The sequence below is a fragment of the Sulfurimonas sp. RIFOXYD2_FULL_34_21 genome (genome assembly GCF_001830805.1).
Taxonomy (GTDB): Bacteria; Campylobacterota; Campylobacteria; order Campylobacterales; family Sulfurimonadaceae; genus Sulfurimonas.
Genome location: NZ_MICH01000011.1, coordinates 216,762 through 233,000 on the forward strand (window position 1 = coordinate 216,762; position 16,239 = coordinate 233,000).

The following is a 16,239-nucleotide window of genomic DNA, read 5'->3' on the forward strand; positions in this document are numbered from 1 at the left end:
GTGCACATACCAGACGGATTTATATCACCGCAAACATATATGCCAGCCATAGCTATAGGTGCTGTACTTCTAGCTGTGGCATACAAAAAAATAGATCTTGACGCAGAAAAAATTCCTCTTATCGCAGGAGTAAGTGCTATATCTTTTGTGATGATGCTTATAACCATACCGTTTCCAGGCGGGACTACTATGCATCTTGGCGGAGTAGCTATTGTCTCTTTGCTTTTTGGACCTTGGATAGCTTTTAGTTCTATCTCTTTGGTTTTGCTTATTCAAGCACTTTTATTTGGAGAAGGAGGAGTTACATCGTATCCTATAAATATTATCGCTATCGCTTTTGTCGGCAGTTTTAGCGCTTATTACTCATATAAATTTTTCTCCTCTTTTTCAAAAAATAGTGCCATATTTGTAGCTGGTTGGGCAAGTATATTTTTTCCTTCTGTAGTTGTTGCTTTTGTTCTTGGCATCCAACCTATTATAGCATCAGTTAATTCTACACCACTCTATTTTCCGTTTGGACTTAGTGTAACACTCCCATCAGTAATTATCCCACATATATTTTTAGCAGTAGCGGAAGGTTTGGTTACACTAAGCGGTGTTAAATTTTTACGAACTAAGTTTAGGAGTGTTTTTCATGAATGATAGAATCTGGTTTGTGCTTTACTTGAGTGCAGTGATGATTCTTGGGGTAGTTCACAATGAGTGGATTATGCTTCTTAGTATCATCGTAACACTTGCTCTTGGCGGTAAAGCCAGATGGAAGATTTTCTTTAAAACAGTGCTTGTTATCGCTCTATTTAACGCTACTATCTCCATCTCTTATGTAATTTACGGATTTTTTATGCCAGTAGATATTTTTGCTCTTGTTCTTATAAACCTTAGAGCCTTAGCGATTACTCTTCTTACCTTTACTCTAGTCAGACGAATAAACCTGCATAAAGCACTCGAATTTAGCAGAGTATTGGCTATTTTGTATGGATTTACTTATGCACAGATAATTTTACTAAAGAGCATGCTTTATGGCTACTATGACGGGCTTAAAAGTCGTGGAGCAACCCTTGGCTCAGCTATAACAAAAAAACAACTACAGCCACTTTTAATAACTCTTTTTGGTACAATGCTTCATAAATCAAATGAGCAAAGCATGGGATTACGCTCAAGAGGACTAATAGATGATTGAGTGTAAACATCTCTCTTATAGCTATCAAGACTTTCAACTAAATGAGATTGAGGTTTTAAAAGATATTAGTTTTAAAATAGACAAAGATGAAAAAGTGCTTTTGCTTGGCATAAATGGTTCTGGTAAATCTACGCTTCTTAAACTTCTAAACGGTCTCTTATTTGCAAAAAATGGAGAGTATTACTTTAAAAATGAGCTTGTAAATAAAAGCTATTTAAAAGCAAACTCAAAAGAGTTTAGAAAAAGTGTCTCACTCGGGATGCAAGATCCATCTTCCATGCTTTTTAATCCAAGCGTCTATGATGAGATAGCTTTTGGACTTAAACATTTTGGGTTTGATGACATAGATGAGAGAGTGCATCACTACGCAAAAAAGTTTGAGATACAGAGCATTTTAAAATCAAGTCCTCTCTCACTTAGCGGCGGACAAAAACAAAAAGTGCTTTTAGCATCTCTGCTTTGCGTTGAGCCAGAAGTCTTACTGCTTGATGAACCGACAGCGCATCTTGACCCGCCAACTACAGGATGGCTTGTTGAGTTTTTAGACTCACTAAACGTTACAGCCATAATATCAACCCACAACATCAGCCTTGGAAAAGAGTTAGCAAAGAGAGCCATAGTTATAGGAGCAAATCACGAAATAATATACGACGGGGGAGTTCAAGCATTACTAGAAGATATGCCGACACTCATAAAAGCTCAGCTTGTTCATAAACATAAGCACAATCACGAAGAACTAGAGCATAAACACTATCATCTTCATAGCTGGGTGTGAGGATTAGAGATATTTTGCGCTTTAAAAGGTGCAACGCTGATACCGCGATGATGCAAAAGGTAGGTTATGGCAAAACTTAGCGTTGATTTTCCAGCGTCAGAGCTTGTACCGAATATACTAAGTGAATTCAATTTATGAGCATTGTTTAAGTTCTAGATACCTATTAAGTTTAGAACATTCAACAATTTTTTGTTTTGCTTTTTTTGAGTTAAACATAATATTTAGAAGTTTATCAACATGCAAATTATTACTATTACAGTATAAATAAATTATTTCAGATTTTTGAATTTTTTCATTACAAAATTTTTCATCTTGGCATAGCATGATAATTGTGTCTTTAATTTTGTCGGCAGATGATAATGTTTTTTCAGAAAAAGATTTATACATAATTTTTTCTTTTATATTTTTTGGTAATTCTTTAATAGTTTCTAAAAAAATATCTTCTATGTTTCCATTTTGTGGTTCAAACTTAACTCTTGCTTCTTGTGCCGCAAGACGAAAATAGTCAAGCAAAAAACTTTTCTCTTCTATTAAAATATACTTATCATTACACTCTAAAAGTTTATCAATAGAAGAACTGCTTTTATTACTCTTATAGTCATCTAAATCGATTGTTGTCAATTTATTTAAACTATCACAGCAACCTTCGGCTAATGTGTTTAAAGATATTCCCACATTATTTCCTCTAAAGGGTCTAGCAACTCACTTTGTAATAAATTCCAGTTATCATCATTTAAAATAGTATTAGAAACAATATTGTTTTCTTCGCTTAGAAGATTAAAAGAGATTCTATCGCTGAATTTTTCTCTTTGTGCTTTTGCATTAAGATAATCAGCCATAAAAGGGCTATGCGTAGAAAACACTATCTTAACACCAGCATTCATAAGTTCTACAAACAAATCAATCATTTTAAGTTGCCAAGTTGGGTGAAGATGAACCTCTGGCTCTTCCCAAAATAGAACAGAACCTTTTTTAAGAGCTTTATTTGTAACTAAATACTGAAGTAACCCTATACTTTTTATACCTGATGAAGCATTAACTATTTCATAATTTTTCTCATCATTTGTCTTAAAGATAAAACTATCACCGCTATCTTCAATACTTCCTTTTATAATCTTTTTTGATTTTTCTATGAAAGATTTTATAAATTCATCTTGTTCTTCATTTGTAAATGAGTAGTCTTTGTCAAGTATTTTTAAAAGAGATTCTAGATGATAAGGCGTTTTGCCTTCTTCTCTATTCATAAATTTTTTAAACTCTAAGATTAAAGGAGTTTCTACAAATATAACTTCTCCAATATTATTGGAATCTTTATTTTTAAACGAATTAACTTTTAAATTATTGGTTTTTAATGAAATATTATATTGCATATAATTTATAGTGAATTTATTAGAGATTTGTTTGTAATTACTGAAAATAGAAATCAGTAAATTTTTTATATTATTATCAAAATTAAAACTAATGTCTTGCTTTAGGAGATTGTTTGCAGTATCAATACTGTTATTTATTTCTTCAAGTTTGCTGTCAAATATATAATCTAAATTATGTTTATTGCTTTGTTGATTTAGTTGTTCTTTTAGTTCCGCTATAGCGATAGTATTCTGAGCTTGAATTTTTCTTATTTTTTCTAAGTTGTCTGTATAAGTATTCACACTTAAATACTCAGACTCATTTATAGCATATAACATTTTCATAATATAACTTTTACCAGTACCTGGTTTACCAGCAAAAACAGTTATATCTTTTATATCAAAATTACTATCTTTTATCTTGGCAAAGTTTTTTAGATTTAAATTTGGCATTATGTCACTTCTTATTAATAAACTGTTGTTATTTTTAGCATATTTTACCTTAATGTGAGTAATTTATACTTAAACCTAGGCAAAAAATTAAACCCTTGCTTCTCTATATTCTTATATTTTTCTACCCATAAATAAACTAGTTCCATATCATTTCCTAAAAAATTATTTCTCTAAAACTTCCTAGTAGATATTTTAACTAAAATAGTGTCTTTATATTGTTTTTACTGCCATATCGTGAAAATATGCTATAAATTAAAACTGTTAAAATGCTATAAATCTAAAATAATGATTTGATTTTAACAATATATATCCAAATATATTTGGCTTTCCAAATAATCCATATTTTTTAAATATTTACGCCTTACAGCCGCTCATAATTTTGCTCCAACTCAGGTCAAAATTCTTTTTTACAAAAGCTTTGTGATGAGGTACGCTACATTTTGAACAGTTTTGATGTATGACATTTTTACCTGCAAATTTTTCGCCGTTGTTTATATCGCATTTGCTCAAAATCTTAAACTCATTGTACTCCCCAAGTCCATCATCGTTAAACCTAAAGTGAGGACATCCACAAAGGTAGCAGTTTAGTTTCTTCATGTCATGACACTTTTTTGGCTCTTTATAAAGCGGACAAAAGTCATTTTCCTCTTTTACCATGTTATCAAAATCGAAATAATCTATTATCTCATCTTCACTAAAGCCTTTTGCCACAAGTTTATCTACGATTTCTTTATGTTTTGCTCCGTGTTGTTCAAACCACTCTATATAACTCATACGCTAATTCCTCTTCATACTCTTCAAGCTCAAATTTTACCCTATAAAAAAATAAAGTAAAGCCAAAGTGATAATAATCGTAAAATCTATTTTTGGTTTTAGAGAGAGAGCTTTTTGTAAATCGTCAGCTTTTATATCAACTGCACCGACTCCGAAATATGGCTTTTCTTTTATTTTGCCAAAATAGCTCGTAGGACCGCCTAGTTTTACATGTAAAAACAGAGCCATCGCAGTTATCGGGTGTCCGGCATTTGGAGAGTCGTGTTTTTTACCGTCTTTGTAGAAAGAAAAACTATTTTTTACTCCGCCAAGAAGCATAATCAAAAGAGCGGTTATCCTTGAAGGAATGAAGTTTACAATATCATCCAAATATGCTGCAACTTTTCCGTAGTTTTCGTACTTCTCATTTCTGTATCCGACCATTGAGTCCATGGTATTTATGGCTTTGTAGATGATAATTCCCGGAAGTCCGAAAAGAACAAGATAAAAAAGAGGCGCAATGACTCCGTCACTGAGGTTTTCGGCATAAGTTTCGATGGAAGCTTTATAGATGTCGCTCTGGTTCATATGCTCTGTATCACGACTGACAAGCATAGCAATCGCCTCTTTTTTATTTTTACATGTAAGAGTGTTTTTTACTGAGTCAAAAAGCATTTTATGCGCTAAAAACATAGAAGCTACAAAAGAGGTTAGGATGATGTTGAGAGCTGTGTTGAACAATCCAAAAAAAGAGCTTATCAGAAGTGAACTTGCAGTAACGGTTAGTAAAACAAACATAACAAGTAACAAACCGCGCATAATACTATCCTTGTAAAATCTGCTCTCAAAGATAGTTATAAGTTCACCGATGCAGATAATCGGATGTTTTATAAACCTGAACTCACCAAATAGTTTGTCTATGATGTAGGCAAGAAGGGCAACCGATAAATTACTCATATCTATTTAGCGCCTCTCTTAGCATGTCGTGTGAGTGTGAATCTTTTACTGCGAAACGAAGATAGTTATCATCCAAAAAGTCAAAACTTCCGCAGGTTCTTAGAAGTATTTTATGTTTTAAAAGGTGCTTGAAAACTTTATCTGCTTTTTTGGATTTTACCAAAAAGAAATTAGAGTTGCTCTTGTATATTTTAGTAAAAAGTTTAAACCCTTTTAGTATCTCAAAAAGTTCATTTTTGTACTCTACATGTAGCTTTTTGCTCGTTTGCTCAAAATCACTCTCTCTAAGCCTTTTGGTTAAAAATTCTACATCAAATGAGGAGAGGTTCCACATAGGGGTTTGCAGCTTTTTTATGTTCTTTTTATCGGAGAAAACAGCGCCTATCCTGACACCGGCGCAACTGTAAAATTTGGAAAAAGATTGTATTATGTAGAGCTTATCGTAACTCTCTATCTGGTTTCTAAAAGATTTAAGATTTTCAAACTCTATGAATGATTCATCTAGGATAATTGTGCAGTTTTGACTCTTCCAGAGTTTAAAAAGTTTATCCAAATCGTAATATTTTGCGTCCGGAGTAGAGGGGTTTACAAAGACAACAATAGAGTCTTTTTTCGGTTTTACATGTAAGTTTTTAAAACGGTTTATTTTAATGATTTTTTTCTCTTTGGGCACCGCTTTTTCATACTCGCCATAAAGAGGCGCATAGAGATAGACTCTCTTCTCTTTTAGGGTTTTAAATAGCTCAAAAATGGCAGAAGTTGCACCGTTATAGAGTGCAATGCGGCTCTTTTTTATCTGATATTTTTTGGCGATTGTTCTCTTCAAATCCACATAACTGCTGTCGGCATATTTCACCAACATATCGTTAGTGGGTTTTAACTCTATTTTAGGGTGATAGCTGTTTATGTTTGATGAGAAGTCTATAATCTCATTATCGGCACATGAGAGCATTTTTGCGTATTTGTATATGTTTGCACCGTGTTTCATCTGAGTAGCTCTTTTGCTTTTTTCGTGTTTTTATAGTTGTTTATTCTCTTGAGCGCATAAAATGAAGAGGCTATCTTAAGCTCTGATGCGACATCTTTTTTGTTTAATTTTTTAGGGGCATGTCGGTTGTATGTGTTTAAAAAAAGATTTAAAAAATATGGCGTGTGTTTTGGCGACTCAAATCCAACAAGAGTCACTGCAACATCAAAAGCAAAGCTTCCGCATGTAGAGTCTATGAAATCAAAAACACCAATCTTTTGACCATCAAATACCGTGTTGTCTTTAAAGATGTCTCCGTGTATAAGCCCATCATTTTTAGGCGCATAATTTTTTAATAACTCTAGTTTTTTGTAGTAGCCGAAATAGTTTGACTTTACGTAGTTTAGAAGTGAAGTTATCTCATTTTTCTCTATGAGGTTTGACGAACAGCTCTTCTTGTAAGTATGTCTGTGAAATCTGGACAAAAATCTGGCTAAAGCCTGAATATGGAAGCTTTTTATACTCTTTGGCTGAGTGCCTTGGATCTTTTCATAGAGGTACCACTCAGAGCTTTTGGCGATGCATAGAGGAACATTTAAGCCTATTGATTTCAATTCGCTTAAAACTTTTATCTCCTCATCTATCTTTTTTAAAATCGCTCTCTCGTACCTTTTTAGGATATATTGGCTTTTACATGTAGATACTACGTAGGTCGTATCGATAATCCCTGAAGTTGTCGGGGTAAGCTCTGTAAACTCATAAGATGCAAAGAGTCTGCTCAGTTCGCTCAGAGTGATGATAGTTTTAACGCCCATTTACAAATAACACTCTTGCAGATTCTTGTACTCTCTTTTTTTGCTCTCAAGTCTATCGTACATCGCTAACATGTTATAGTAGTTGTTATGCAGAGTTATATCTACAAAAAACTCTTCTTTTTTAAGGATTCGCACGGCTTTATCAACTCTCTCTTTAGTAAAAATAGCGTAAAGGGCGTCTCTGTACTCCTCAAAATCAAGCTCCGCCTTATCCATGTGTATGAGTTCTGCAACTACATGTCCAAGCTTGTTCTCGCCAAACTCCAAAAGCTCGACTGCCTCATCTGTGTCATCCAAAAGAAGATAGAGCTGTGCTTTAAACTCCGCCATCGTAAAGTTGTTTTGAAATATAACACCTATATATTTATCCATGCTCAAAGAGTTATCAAGTGATGCAACTTCGTCTAAAATATCTTCCATATCAAAGTCGCTAAAGTTTAAGACCATTTCACGGATGAGCTTACCGCTGTTTTTGTTGTTATACGTCAAATCTTCTATCGGATAGACTTCCGAAACAGACGGAATAAGTATTTGACATGAGTAGAAACCGAGATAGTCATACTCTCTCATGTATATCTCTTTGTCCATCTCTTTTGCAATATTTGTCAAAAAATCAAACTCATCATCAATGCCGCTTCCCCCATATCTCCAAGGAGCAAACTCAAAGCTTTTTTTTGAGCTTAAAAAGCCAAAGCCCAGTTTTCCGTTGGAGTCAACAAAGTGGGACTCTAGGTTGAAGCTATCGGCTACTATACTCATATCAAATGTTGGAACTTCAAAGCTATCAAGATTATCTAAATCACGTCCCTGCATAAGCTCCGTCATGGTTCTCTCTAAGGAGACTTCCAAAATAGGATGCGCTCCGAAAGAGACAAAGAGCGTTGAATTTTTAGGATTTATAAGCGAGATAGCAGTCACGGGAAATCTCCCGCCCAGTGAGGCATCAAGCACCTCTACGATGTAGCCCCTCTCTCTTAATGCAACGACATCGGAAGAAACTTTTTCAAACGAGGTAAGAATTTCGGTGGGAAACTGCGGCAGTGCATAGCCATTTTTGATGATTTGGATTTTTGCATAACGTTCGTAAATCTCGCTAAGAGCTTGAACTTGCGCCTCTTTTGGCGTATTGCCGGCCGCCAAACCGTTGCTTACGTAGAGGTTGCTTAAGATGTTTTGAGGAAAATAGACGCTTTTACCATCGGAAAATCTTTTAAAAGGAAGTGAGACTATTTTATCTATGTTGTCGCTGTTATAGTCCACCAAATCTTCATCGCTAAGTTCACCGTGCGGGTCGTAAATGCTAAATAGCTCGCCGTCCAAATAATCTCCGCCAAAATCAAAAACCGCTTCATCAGGGAACTGTTTGCGCTTTGGGAGATAAAAATCGCTAAAGAAGTTGTTTGTCTGAAGCCTCTCTATATACTCGCCGAGTGCGCTTGCGATGGATGCGTCCGAGAGAACTCCCTTGCCGTTTGAGTAGATGTGAGAGGGCGCTTCAACCGAGCAAAGGTTTAGAGAGTAGCAGTTTTGTAGCGGGTGTTTCTCCTGTGAAAAAGTTGTTTTGCAGCCGACATCTGCCAAAACGGCTTTCATCTTTACAATTGAATCTTCAAGCGAGGCGGTTTTTGATAAAATATTCATCTAAAGCTCACGCATTCACTAAAACTTTTTTCACTCTTCCATTTTACGGTTTTTAGTTCAGGCTCATCATAAAACTTATCTACATAGCCAAGTGCAAGGTAGGCTATAAGTTTGCTCTCTTTTGGAGCGTCTATTGTTTTTAAAGCTTTTTGCTCATTTAGTATGCTTATCCAACCGACACCTATATTTAATACTCTTGCCATAAGCCACATGTTTTGTATAGCACAAACAACGCTGTACTCACCCATCTCTTTTATACTTGTCATACCTATAGTCGGCTCATTTGGGTGTTTATATAAAACAGCAATATTTACAGGAGCCTCTTTTATACCCTCTAGTTTTAAGCTTTTGTAAATCTCTCTATCTTTAAAAATCTCTTTTGCTTTTGCATTTTCTATCTCAAAATTTTTAGATATTTCATCTTTAATCTTCTCATCTTTAATAACTATAAACTCCCAAGGTTGAGAGTAACCGACAGATGGAGCGGAGATGGCGGCTTTTAATATAAGCTCTATTTTATCCGCCTCAATATCTTTGTTTAAAAAGTTATTTCCTCTTACATCGCGTCTGCTTGTTATTATGTTTATAAGTGTTTCAATATCATTTTTCTTAAATTCCATCTGTTTCCTTTTATAATAATTTTTTTGTTAATCATACACTCTTTCTTCTAACGAGAAGATATACGAAAAAGGGAGCGCCGATAAAAGATGTTATAACACCTATGGGTACATCAGATGTTAGAGTAAGGTTTCTTGAGACTAAATCGCAAAATACCAAAAATACTCCACCGTAAAAAAATGTAGGTATCAGAAGTTTATCGGCACTTCTTTTAAAGATAATCTTTAACATGTGAGGCACTATCAGCCCTACAAAACCGATGGGACCGGTGATGCTTACTGCTACACCGATTGCTATTGATACGAAGATAAGCAGAACCATATTTGTTCTTTTTACCTCAATCCCCTTTAAAAAGGCATTATCGTAAGAGGTTAGGAGCAGTTTTATCTCTCTTTTGTAGCTTAGACTAAGCCCAAGAAGAAGGATGCTTACGGCAACAACAGGCATGGTGCCCGCTATCCCGACTACATCTAGGCTTCCCATCGTAAAACGGACTATCTCGTAGCTTTGTGTCTCATTGCTAATGTAAAAAAGAATCATCAAAGCGGCGCTGTAAAAGAACGAAAGGGCGATACCGACCAAAAGAAGCGTCGATGTCTCAAAAGCTTTGAGTCTGGAAGTGATGCCAAAAAGTATGACGATGGTAGCTAATGCACCTACAAAGCCAAACAACGGCATGAAGTAAACGGCTCCAAATACGATGGCAAAAGCAGTTCCCAAGGTCGCACCGCTCGCCACGCCTAAAGTAAAAGGGGTACTCATAGGATTTCTAAAGAGAGATTGAAATATTAGACCGCTAAGAGCCAGAAGAGCCCCTGTAAAAAAAGCGAGAATAACTCTCGGGACTCTCAAATCCCAAAAGAGTTTCTGCTCCATGGATGAAAGGAGATTTATTTTTGACATGTCAATATCAATCTGACCGAAAAACGGTGCTACAAGCAATAGCAAAAGTGATAGAAGTATAAATAGATATTTCATAGGTTTGCCACAAAATAATTATCTAAGCGCTTTATGCTTGTTCCGAAAAATTTATTCATGTTGCTATCTTGAAAAAACTTTTTGTTTTCATCAAAAAACTCTATTTTCCCGTCTAACATGTAGAGGATTTTATAGCCTAGTTTATGTGCAAGATTTAAATCGTGAGTAATGATGATTCTATTTTGAATTTTTTCGCCCGAGAGTATTTTTGCGACTTTTAGCATCTTTTTCGGATCCAGATTTGCAGTAGGTTCGTCAAAGATTGTCAGTTTCGCATTGTGAAGCAAAGAAGAGGCGAGCAGGGTCAGCTGCTGCTCCCCGCTGCTTAGGGTTATGCACGCTTTGTTTTTTAACTCTTTCAATTCCAGAAGTTCCAAAACCTCGTCAATTGTCAGTTTTGAGTGAAGTCTGCTAAGCTCAAGATACTCTCTCAAAGAGATATACTCGTCAAAAATATCCAGTTTCGGCGGTACATAATTTACGACTTCGGCTCTCTTGCTCGCGTCCAATAAATGAAGCTTTTTTTCAAAGAGCGAGACAGATTCCGAGTGTGTGATGCCGCACAACACTTTAGCCAGAGTTGATTTTCCTGCACCGTTTGAACCTAAGATAATAAGATTTTCATCTGTTTGCAAATCAAAACTAATGTTAGTTAGTATGTTATTGCTAAAGTTATCTACATGTAGCATCTAGTTTTTCTCTTTGTAGTCATTTAAAATTGCTCTAAAATCTTGTAAAAAATAGACAAGTCTATCACTCGGTATGCCGGAATACATCTTGTCGATTATGTAGATAGAGTTTGTTTTAGCCGCAATTATAGGAAGTTTTAACCAAGGATTTATCAAATCATTTTCGCTTAAATTCATCTCATGCATGGAATGGGCGAGAAGTATAACTATGTCGGGGTTACATGCGATAATATTTTCCATATTTAGAATAGGTTGCCCTTTTCTCGTGCTTTGCATGGCATTTATGTTGCCGCTTTCGTTGATGATATCGTCAAAGTACAGGTTTTGCCCTGCAACAAAAATCCTTGAAACCAGAGATGTGTTGTGTCCCATAACAACTAAGATTTTCTTCCGCTGTGTTATGTTTTTGAGTTTTTCAAGCTCTGTGTCGATGTTGCCGATGATAGCAAGTGCGCGCTCTTTTTTATCTAAAATCTTACCTATATCCAAAATAGAGGCTTTGATGTTTGAGAGAGTGTCTATTTGCACAATTTCGGTCTTAACACCAAGTTGTCGGAGTTTTTTTGCAAGGTCGTAACTATTTTGCTGCATTATTACTAGGGTTGGATTTAATGCTAAAATCTTTTCAAGAGAGGGGTTAAAATAGCCTCCGACTTTTGTAATTTTTTCGGACTCTTTGGGGTAGGTGCAAAAAGTAGTATTGCCTACTATTTTGCTCCCCTCTCCAAGAGCAAAGATTATCTCATTCACCGATGGAGAGAGAGCAATAATCCTCTCATTTGCAAAAAGATTGAGAAGTGTAAAGAGCATTAAAAATACGATTTTCATTAAAACTGAACCTTGATTCCTGCATAAGCACTTAACGGAGCAGTTGCATAACCGTTTACCGTTTGGTAATATTTATCAAAAAGATTCTCTATTTTAGCATATATAGAAAAGTTTTTATCAATTGTGTAATTGCTTACAAGATTTACAACACTATATTTTCCGCTCTGTGCTTTAACATCGTAAGTTCCATAGTTGTATTCAACTCTTTTACCTATATATTCACCGTTAATGCCTACATGTAAATCTTTGATACCGTAGTAATCTACCCCTATTTTTAGGTTATTTTGCGGTCTTCTTTGAAGTTTTTTACCGTTGCTGTCTTTAGTATCTAGGTATGTATAGCTCGTATTTAGCAAGATAGCATCACTTACTTTTGAGCTATATTCTATCTCCACCCCTTTTATTTTGCTATTGCCACTTTCGTTATAGTACTTCCAAGTTAGAGTGTTAAAATCTATCATATCCTCTGTTTTTGTCTCAAAATATGTAATTTTAGCACCCTTATAACCTAAAGTAATATCATAACTTGTTGTATTCTCCGGTTTTAGATTTTGGCTTCCGTATGTCGGATCAAAAAGATTGTATGGTGTGGGTACATTGTATGAAGTACCTATATTTGCACTAACGCTTAAACCGTCTATGTCTTTAAAAAACTGTTTTACGCCAAGTTTAAAAGTACTCTTATCTTCAAACCGGTCATAATCATCAAACCTTGCTGATTCGGTAATGATAGTTCTTCCGGCTAAAAGATTAAGCTCATTCGAGTTTGTTATAAAGATAGCTTTGTTGTTATACTTCTGTTTTAAATCATTCTTATGCTCAAAGCTCTTATAGTCTGCTCCTACTACCACAAAGTCCTCATCATTATAAGGAGTGTTCGTTTTTATACCATACTCCATAACTTCTCCGTCAAACTCTTTTGTCCAGTCGGTAGGATAGTCTCTCTCAAAAACTGATCTGTTAGCATACATATCTATCTGCGTAAAAGAGTTTGTATGGCTAAGCGCTATTTTGCTAAAGCTCTCTTTTGTGCTAGAACTCTTTATATCGTCAGGACTAAAGCTGTCATACTCATCTTTAGCATCTATAATAGTATGGGAAATATCAATCTTGTTACTCTCATCAAAGTTAAAACCAAACTTTAGGTTGGCGGTTGTATTTTTATAACCGTCATCTTCATACATGTTAATATCATCACCGTTTGGGGCTTTTGAGCTAAAACCGTTTGTATCTATCTTTTTGGCATCTGCTTTTACATAGTATCTATCCGTTTTATATGAAGCCAAAGCACCATATTTTTTAGTGTTAAAGCTACCATATTCACTGTTTACAAAGAAGTGAGTCCCTTTTTTTGCACTTTTTGTTATGATGTTTATAACTCCGGCACTTGCGTCTGCACCCCATATACCCGACTGAGCACCCTTGATAACCTCTATCTGCTCTATATCGCTTATCATAAGGTCACCAAAAGAAGCACCTGTTAATCCTGTTGCATCGTTGTATCTGATACCGTCAATAAGCACTAATGTTTTTTTAGAATCAGCACCTCTTAGATATACGGATATGGTTTTTCCTATACCGCCGTTTGAGGTAAAGTTTATGCCCGGTATGCTATTTAATGCCTCAGCTACAGTTGTATAGTGTTTTTGTTCTATCTCTTTTGCAGTTATAACATTTAAGTTTGCTGTTACATCCTCTATTGATTGTGAAGTTTTTGCGGCACTTGTTACCGTAATTTGTCCTAGCTCAATATCCTCGGCAACTAATATGCTTGAAGCAAGCAGTGAGAGTAGTATCTTTTTTTTCATTTTTATTTTCCTTAATTATTATTTTTAATGTTATTAAATCTTTTTCATAGCCATTTTTTTAGATTACTTTGTCATTGCGAGGAAGAATTACGAAGCAATCTAGTATATTAAGAGCTTAAAATGGCGGAGATATAGAGTTATTAAGAGTTTTAAAGTAGTTGAAAAATAGATTTTGAGAGTGATATGTTTTTAGGGTTTTGCGCGTTCTTTTTAAAAAGTAACAGTTACAATGACAAGCTTTGCTAGGTAGCTCAAGTAAGCAGAGTTCGGCGGCTAGTTCATCTTCTGCTTCGGCTTCTAGTTCGTCGCTTTTAAAGTTTAACATGTGAAAGGACTGCACTCTGGAAGAGTTTGCATTTAGGCTTATTTGATTAGTAGTTGCCGTAATTGCTCTTAGAGTAAAGTAGTTTTTACCAAAACCTTTTGGAAGTCTCACAAATATTTCTCACATGTATAATTTTTCTGCAAGTATAGCCAAAACTCTCTATATCTGTGCTTGTGGTTCACAGAGGAAAAAGCCTTGAGAGCGGTCAATATTTAGCTCTTTAACTTTTTCATAAACTTCTTCATTATGAACATACTCTGCTACTACTATAAGATGAAGTTTTTTTGCAAAACTAACAACAGTTTCTACTACTATTTGCGCATGTATATCTTTATCAATATTTTTTATCAAAGAGCCGTCAATTTTTATATAGTCGATATTAAGTTGAAGAAGATATTCAAAATTAGAGTATCCGGAACCAAAATCATCTATCGCGATTTTGCATCCTAACTCCTTCATCTCATTTATAAAATTCGATATCTCTTTGTAGTTTCCTATCTCTTCGGTTTCTAAGATTTCAAAAACTACTCTTTTTTCAACACCGTATTTTACAATTTTATTTTTTATAAACGCTACCGTGTCTTTATTAAGAATATCATCTATCGATATATTGATTGAAAAATCGTAATCAAGATGTTCAAAAAATTTACAGCTCTTATCAACCATAATTTTTGTGAGTTTACTGTAGAGTTTGCTTTTCTTTGCCACGGTTAAAAATTTATAAGGACCGATAACATTGCTATTTTCATCAATCAGTCGCACCAAACACTCGTAACTTATGATTTTATTTGATTTATTGTCAAATATAGGCTGAAAATATGGAACAATCATACTCTTTTTAATAGCAATTTTAAGTGCTTTTACCCACCCCATATTATTTTTATACTGCTCTTCAATATTTAAATTTTCATCATAAAGTAAGAATGGTTTTTGCTGTTTTTTTGCTGATTTTAGGGCAATATCAGCTCTTTCTAGCCCTCTTTTTATTTCATAAGAACCGCCTATAGTTACTCTTATGCCTACCTCGCTGTTTTTATATAAAAAGAGTGTTTTTTCTATATCAAAGATTACTTTTTTTGCAATTTGTGTAAAATTTTCTAATGACGGTTTTTGCATAAAAAGCAGAGTAAACTCATCACCGGAGAGGCGATTTACAGCAACATTAAAATCGTTGCAAAACATATCGGTGAGTTTGTTTGAAAAATCTTTTAATATTTGATCACCCGCAACATGTCCGTAAAAGTCATTTATCTCTTTAAAGTCGTCTATATTTAAAATCAGCAGTGCGCCGTTGGTGATATTTGCAACATCGTTAAGCAGACTAAATCTATTTGGCAGTCCGGTTAAAGTATCGATATAGAGTTGTCTGCGAAGTTCTAATGTTTTTTCATTTACCTTTTCTTCAAGGTATTTATTAATGTTTTGTTGTTGTTTTGAGTATTGTCTGATTTTGTCTTGCATATTGTGTAGAGCATTTGATATTAACCCGATTTCATTGTTTTGTGATGTAAAAGGTATCTCTATCTCTTGGCTGGGAGAGTAGTTTTTTAGTGATAATGCAATTGTTTTAAGAGGAGAGAGAAGATACTTTACATAAGAAGCAAAAAGTATAAATAAAATAGAAAGGACAAAAAGAAGAACGACCACAAGATTTTTGTATTTATTTACTAAATCTTTATGACCTTTATTTGAATAGACGAGAACAAGTGAAGCTATCTCTTTTTTGGAAGTAGGCTCTAAAATACTCCTTTTTACTACAAAAGAGTTGTCAATATTTTCATCATACTCTTTGGATTTTATCTCATCTATTATTTTGTTCTCTTTTAAAACCTTTACGGCAAGTATATTTGGATTTTCTATAAGCTGGTGCGTTATCTGAGCTATATTACTTTGCATCTCAAGATATATATTTAATGCTATTAACGGCTCAATTGTTCTTGCTATAAGATTTGCTTTTTCAATCTCAATCTCATAAAAAGCCTCTTTGTTTATTTTAACAGAGACTACAAAAATCACAAAAGTAATAAGGAATGCTACCGCCGCGATAAGTAATACTATTTTTGTAGAAAGAGAGCTTATTTTTCTTTTCATTTAAAATTTACG

The 16,239-nt window shown here is 34.5% G+C and carries 18 protein-coding genes; 3 read left to right on the plus strand and 15 right to left on the minus strand.

Annotated elements, in window-relative coordinates:
• The 3 genes from A2530_RS08655 to A2530_RS08665 are packed head-to-tail and all read left to right on the plus strand — an operon-like array spanning position 1 to position 1,955.
• Complete coding sequence (locus A2530_RS08655; RefSeq protein ID WP_294883079.1) at positions 1 to 642, plus strand: energy-coupling factor ABC transporter permease; 642 nt, start codon at positions 1 to 3, stop codon at positions 640 to 642.
• Positions 635 to 1,180, plus strand: a complete 546-nt coding sequence (locus A2530_RS08660; protein ID WP_294883078.1) for a hypothetical protein — start codon at positions 635 to 637, stop codon at positions 1,178 to 1,180. Before A2530_RS08655 ends, A2530_RS08660 begins: the two co-directional genes overlap by 8 nt.
• Positions 1,173 to 1,955 (plus strand): energy-coupling factor ABC transporter ATP-binding protein, encoded by a 783-nt coding sequence (locus A2530_RS08665; protein ID WP_294883076.1) that lies wholly within the window; start codon positions 1,173 to 1,175, stop codon positions 1,953 to 1,955. Before A2530_RS08660 ends, A2530_RS08665 begins: the two co-directional genes overlap by 8 nt.
• Here the strand turns inward: A2530_RS08665 and A2530_RS08670 are convergent.
• From A2530_RS08670 to A2530_RS08740, 15 genes are all read right to left on the minus strand, one after another.
• A complete protein-coding gene (locus A2530_RS08670) occupies positions 1,940 to 2,086 on the minus strand; it encodes a hypothetical protein (RefSeq protein ID WP_294883074.1) in 147 nt (48 codons plus the stop codon). The two genes, A2530_RS08665 and A2530_RS08670, sit on opposite strands and share 16 nt — an antisense overlap.
• A gap of 1 nt (position 2,087) precedes the next feature.
• Positions 2,088 to 2,630 carry a hypothetical protein gene (locus tag A2530_RS08675; protein ID WP_294883073.1) on the minus strand — a complete coding sequence of 181 codons (543 nt, stop codon included), beginning with the start codon at positions 2,628 to 2,630 and terminating at the stop codon, positions 2,088 to 2,090.
• On the minus strand, positions 2,615 to 3,757 hold the full coding sequence (locus A2530_RS08680) for an ATP-binding protein (protein ID WP_294883070.1): 1,143 nt from the start codon (positions 3,755 to 3,757) through the stop codon (positions 2,615 to 2,617). Before A2530_RS08680 ends, A2530_RS08675 begins: the two co-directional genes overlap by 16 nt.
• Before the next feature lie 354 nt (positions 3,758 to 4,111).
• Positions 4,112 to 4,531 (minus strand): hypothetical protein, encoded by a 420-nt coding sequence (locus A2530_RS08685; protein ID WP_294883068.1) that lies wholly within the window; start codon positions 4,529 to 4,531, stop codon positions 4,112 to 4,114.
• Between the two features lie 36 nt (positions 4,532 to 4,567).
• Positions 4,568 to 5,467, minus strand: a complete 900-nt coding sequence (gene cbiB / locus A2530_RS08690; protein WP_294883065.1) for an adenosylcobinamide-phosphate synthase CbiB — start codon at positions 5,465 to 5,467, stop codon at positions 4,568 to 4,570.
• Positions 5,460 to 6,455 (minus strand): aminotransferase class I/II-fold pyridoxal phosphate-dependent enzyme, encoded by a 996-nt coding sequence (locus A2530_RS08695; RefSeq protein ID WP_294883063.1) that lies wholly within the window; start codon positions 6,453 to 6,455, stop codon positions 5,460 to 5,462. The genes cbiB and A2530_RS08695 overlap by 8 nt, the downstream gene beginning before the upstream one ends.
• Entirely contained in the window at positions 6,452 to 7,249 is a 798-nt protein-coding gene (locus tag A2530_RS08700) for a phosphotransferase (RefSeq protein ID WP_294883060.1), read from the minus strand. Before A2530_RS08700 ends, A2530_RS08695 begins: the two co-directional genes overlap by 4 nt.
• Complete coding sequence (locus A2530_RS08705; protein WP_294883058.1) at positions 7,250 to 8,890, minus strand: YcaO-like family protein; 1,641 nt, start codon at positions 8,888 to 8,890, stop codon at positions 7,250 to 7,252. It abuts the gene before it with no gap.
• A complete protein-coding gene (bluB, locus tag A2530_RS08710) occupies positions 8,887 to 9,510 on the minus strand; it encodes a 5,6-dimethylbenzimidazole synthase (protein WP_294883056.1) in 624 nt (207 codons plus the stop codon). Before bluB ends, A2530_RS08705 begins: the two co-directional genes overlap by 4 nt.
• 31 nt (positions 9,511 to 9,541) lie before the next feature.
• A complete protein-coding gene (locus tag A2530_RS08715) occupies positions 9,542 to 10,486 on the minus strand; it encodes an iron ABC transporter permease (protein ID WP_294883053.1) in 945 nt (314 codons plus the stop codon).
• Positions 10,483 to 11,175, minus strand: a complete 693-nt coding sequence (locus tag A2530_RS08720; protein WP_294883050.1) for an ATP-binding cassette domain-containing protein — start codon at positions 11,173 to 11,175, stop codon at positions 10,483 to 10,485. Before A2530_RS08720 ends, A2530_RS08715 begins: the two co-directional genes overlap by 4 nt.
• Positions 11,176 to 12,003, minus strand: a complete 828-nt coding sequence (locus A2530_RS08725) for a hemin ABC transporter substrate-binding protein (RefSeq protein ID WP_294883047.1) — start codon at positions 12,001 to 12,003, stop codon at positions 11,176 to 11,178.
• Positions 12,003 to 13,811 carry a TonB-dependent siderophore receptor gene (locus tag A2530_RS08730; RefSeq protein WP_294883044.1) on the minus strand — a complete coding sequence of 603 codons (1,809 nt, stop codon included), beginning with the start codon at positions 13,809 to 13,811 and terminating at the stop codon, positions 12,003 to 12,005. Before A2530_RS08730 ends, A2530_RS08725 begins: the two co-directional genes overlap by 1 nt.
• A 115-nt stretch (positions 13,812 to 13,926) precedes the next feature.
• Entirely contained in the window at positions 13,927 to 14,247 is a 321-nt protein-coding gene (locus A2530_RS08735; protein WP_294883042.1) for a hypothetical protein, read from the minus strand.
• Positions 14,248 to 14,295: 48 nt separating this feature from the next.
• The gene (locus A2530_RS08740; protein ID WP_294883040.1) at positions 14,296 to 16,227 is read right to left on the minus strand and encodes a bifunctional diguanylate cyclase/phosphodiesterase; all 1,932 of its coding nucleotides are present in this window, start codon (positions 16,225 to 16,227) and stop codon (positions 14,296 to 14,298) included.
• Between the last annotated feature and the right edge of the window lie 12 nt (positions 16,228 to 16,239).

Coding starts and splice junctions, on each gene's coding strand:
- A2530_RS08730 (WP_294883044.1), bottom strand. CDS start 13,811: ATGAAAAAAAAGATACTACTCTCACTGCTTGCTTCAAGCATATTAGTT.
- cbiB (WP_294883065.1), bottom strand. CDS start 5,467: ATGAGTAATTTATCGGTTGCCCTTCTTGCCTACATCATAGACAAACTA.
- A2530_RS08685 (WP_294883068.1), bottom strand. CDS start 4,531: ATGAGTTATATAGAGTGGTTTGAACAACACGGAGCAAAACATAAAGAA.
- bluB (WP_294883056.1), bottom strand. CDS start 9,510: ATGGAATTTAAGAAAAATGATATTGAAACACTTATAAACATAATAACA.
- A2530_RS08720 (WP_294883050.1), bottom strand. CDS start 11,175: ATGCTACATGTAGATAACTTTAGCAATAACATACTAACTAACATTAGT.
- A2530_RS08695 (WP_294883063.1), bottom strand. CDS start 6,455: ATGAAACACGGTGCAAACATATACAAATACGCAAAAATGCTCTCATGT.
- A2530_RS08700 (WP_294883060.1), bottom strand. CDS start 7,249: ATGGGCGTTAAAACTATCATCACTCTGAGCGAACTGAGCAGACTCTTT.
- A2530_RS08660 (WP_294883078.1), top strand. CDS start 635: ATGAATGATAGAATCTGGTTTGTGCTTTACTTGAGTGCAGTGATGATT.
- A2530_RS08740 (WP_294883040.1), bottom strand. CDS start 16,227: ATGAAAAGAAAAATAAGCTCTCTTTCTACAAAAATAGTATTACTTATC.
- A2530_RS08715 (WP_294883053.1), bottom strand. CDS start 10,486: ATGAAATATCTATTTATACTTCTATCACTTTTGCTATTGCTTGTAGCA.
- A2530_RS08725 (WP_294883047.1), bottom strand. CDS start 12,003: ATGAAAATCGTATTTTTAATGCTCTTTACACTTCTCAATCTTTTTGCA.
- A2530_RS08705 (WP_294883058.1), bottom strand. CDS start 8,890: ATGAATATTTTATCAAAAACCGCCTCGCTTGAAGATTCAATTGTAAAG.
- A2530_RS08680 (WP_294883070.1), bottom strand. CDS start 3,757: ATGCCAAATTTAAATCTAAAAAACTTTGCCAAGATAAAAGATAGTAAT.
- A2530_RS08665 (WP_294883076.1), top strand. CDS start 1,173: ATGATTGAGTGTAAACATCTCTCTTATAGCTATCAAGACTTTCAACTA.